The organism is Gordonia sp. (in: high G+C Gram-positive bacteria) (genome assembly GCF_047606305.1).
GTDB lineage: Bacteria > Actinomycetota > Actinomycetes > Mycobacteriales > Mycobacteriaceae > Gordonia.
Genome location: NZ_JASGER010000117.1, coordinates 1 through 3,009, shown reverse-complemented (window position 1 = coordinate 3,009; position 3,009 = coordinate 1). Strand labels below are relative to the sequence as shown.

The following is a 3,009-nucleotide window of genomic DNA, read 5'->3' as shown; positions in this document are numbered from 1 at the left end:
TACGGCGGCAATAGCGGAGGGGAAACGCCCGGCCCCATTCCGAACCCGGAAGCTAAGCCCTCCAGCGCCAATGGTACTGCACCCTAGTCAGTGTGGGAGAGTAGGACACCGCCGAACACAATTTACATTCAGGCCCCACACGCAAGTGTGGGGCCTGAATGGGTAAGAAAAGAACGGAATAGTGCATGAGCGCAGGGCATAACACGCCGTCCCGCGACGGGAATCGTCGGAATGGGCGTCCGCAGGGCAATCGCCCCGGTGGTGGCCGTCCCAATGGCAATCGACCCGGTGGCAATCGCCCGGACGAGCCGGCGCTGCCCGACGACGTGGCGGCCGCCGACCTCGATCCCGAGGTCCGACGCGACTTGCGGACTCTGGACAAGGGAAGCGCCGATGCCGTCGCGCGCCACCTCATCATGGTCGGCCGACTCGCCGACGAGGACCCGGCGGCCGCCCTGGCCCATGCCCGCGCCGCTCGCGGTCGGGCGAGCCGAATCGGAGTGGTCCGCGAGACGGCGGGCATTGCGGCCTATCACGCCGGCGAGTGGCACGAGGCCCTCAGCGAGCTGCGCGCCGCCCGTCGGATCCTGGGCGGTACCACGCTGCTACCCCTCATCGCCGATTGTGAGCGCGGCCTGGGCCGCCCGGAGCGGGCGCTCGAGATCGCCCGTGGCGAGGACGTGCGCACACTGCCCGCGCAGGAGCGCATCGAGATGCTCATCGTCGAATCCGGCGCCCGCCTGGACCTCGGCGAGGCCGACAAGGCCGTGGTGACGCTGCAGTCAGCCGATCTGACCCCGGGGCAGACCGGGCCGGAGGCAACCAGGCTCTTCTACGCCTACGCCGAGGCGTTACTGGCTGCCGGGCGCAGGGACGATGCGACCACGTGGTTCATGAATGCCGCAGCGGCCGATGTCGACGATCTCACCGACGCCGAGTTGCGCCTCGTCGAACTGGGCGAGCAGTCCGATGACCTCGACGCGTCGTCCCCGGTGCCCGAGGCCGTTCACACCGAGACGACGCCGCCCGCAACACAGACGACGCCGCCCACAACAGAGACTGCGCCGACCCTTGCCGAAGAGTACGACGCGCTGCTGCTCGACCTCGACGGCACCGTGTTCGCGGGTGCGCAGCCGATCCCCGGTGCCGTCGACACGATCGCCGCGCTGCCCGCCGCCGCCATCCGCTATGTCACCAACAATGCGAGTCGACGACCGGCGCAGGTCGCCGACCACCTGCGGGAGCTCGGCTTCGTCGCCACGCCGGAACAGGTCGTGACCAGCGCCCAAGCCGGCGCACGGCTCGTCGCGCGCGAGGTGCCCGCCGGATCCACCGTCCTCGTCGTCGGCACCGACGGTCTGGCCGCCGAGGTGGCCGAGGTCGGCCTCGTGCCGACCCGCTCGGCCGACGATTCGCCCGCGGCCGTCGTCCAGGGGCATTCGCCGGACACCGGATGGGCGGCTCTGTCGGAGGCGGCCCTGGCGATCGCCGCCGGTGCCACGTGGGTCGCGACCAACGTCGACACCACCCTGCCCAACGAACGCGGACTCCTCGTCGGCAACGGCTCGATGGTCGCGGCGGTCGCCTCGGCCACCAAGTCGACCCCTATCGTCGCTGGCAAGCCCGCGAAGCCCCTGCTGCAGGACGCGATCGACGGCGTCGGCGCGAGGAGGCCGCTGGTGATCGGCGACCGCCTGGACACCGACATCGAAGGCGCCAACGCCGTCGGCGCCGACAGCCTGCTCGTGCTGACCGGTGTGAGTTCGCTGCGCGATGTCCTCACCGCCCCGCCCGAGCGCCGCCCCACCCACATTGCCGCGGGCCTGCCGTCGTTGCTCGCGCCGGGCCCGACGAGCGCGCTCGACGCCGATCATCCGTGGTCGGTGGACTGGAACGGCCCCCTCATCACGATCTCGTCGACCACCGACGGCGCCCCGATCTCCTCGGCGGTGCCCGCGCTGGTCGCAGCCGTCTGGTCGTCGGGAATGACCGCCGAACAACTCGACGAATTGGCCGTGACCTCGGACGACCCGGCGGTGGCCGCCCTTCTGCGCGAACTCGGCGTCGGCTAGCGTTGGTGCCATCATGACGAATCCGGAACCCGCCGAGGCGACGCCCGGCACGACGACGGTCACCCCCGACGACGTGGTCGACGCCATCAACGAGATGCTCGACAAGCTCGACGAAGTCGGTCAGAGTGTCGCCCACTCGGCTGCCGACGCTCCGATGACCGCCGAGCAGCTCGCGGCACTGGACCGTCAGGCCGATCTGCTCGAACGCGCGCATCGCGTGCTCGCCGACGCCCTGGCCGCCATCGACCACGCCTGAGCGATGGCACCCAGGGCACGCCTCGACGCGGAGCTGGTGCGGCGCGGCCTGGCCCGCTCCCGCGAGCACGCCAGTGCTCTGATCGCCGCCGGTGAGGTCACCGTCAACGGCGCCCCCGCCCACAAACCGGCGACCAACGTCGGCCGCGACACCCCGATCGTCGTCAAACCGCAGACCGAGCAATGGGCCTCGCGCGGGGCGCACAAACTCATCGGCGCCCTCGACGCGTTCTCCCCGGGCGGATTGACCGTCGCCGGGCGGCGCTGTCTCGACGCGGGCGCCTCCACGGGCGGCTTCACCGACGTCCTGCTCGACCGCGGTGCCGACGAGGTCGTGGCGGTCGACGTCGGATACGGCCAGCTCGTCTGGCGGCTGCGGTCGGACGAGCGCGTGCGCGTCTTCGACCGCACCAACGTGCGCACCCTGACACCCGACGTCATCGGGGGACCGGTCGACCTCACCGTTTCGGACCTGTCGTTCATCTCGTTGCGGCTGGTGCTGCCCGCGATGGCCGCCTGCACACGCGTCGGCGGCGACCTCGTGCCGATGGTCAAACCGCAGTTCGAGGTCGGCAAGGACCGCGTGGGAGCCGGCGGTGTCGTGCGGGACCCGCGCCTGCGGGCCGACGCGGTGTTCGGCGTCGCCGTGTGGGCCGCCGCGCTGGGCCTGCGCTTGCGCGAC

Annotated in this window: 3 protein-coding genes and 1 rRNA gene; all 4 read left to right on the top strand. The window is 71.3% G+C overall.

The features are described 5' to 3' along the window. Positions 1 to 117 (top strand): 5S ribosomal RNA (rrf, locus tag QM634_RS15350). 68 nt (positions 118 to 185) lie between these two features. Next, positions 186 to 2,072, top strand: a complete 1,887-nt coding sequence (locus QM634_RS15345; protein WP_415043645.1) for an HAD-IIA family hydrolase — start codon at positions 186 to 188, stop codon at positions 2,070 to 2,072. Positions 2,073 to 2,085: 13 nt separating this feature from the next. Then, the gene (locus QM634_RS15340; RefSeq protein ID WP_415043644.1) at positions 2,086 to 2,328 is read left to right on the top strand and encodes a hypothetical protein; all 243 of its coding nucleotides are present in this window, start codon (positions 2,086 to 2,088) and stop codon (positions 2,326 to 2,328) included. Between the two features lie 3 nt (positions 2,329 to 2,331). Further along, positions 2,332 to 3,009, top strand: a 678-nt coding sequence (locus QM634_RS15335; protein ID WP_415043643.1) for a TlyA family RNA methyltransferase, incomplete at its 3' end; no start/stop codon positions are given.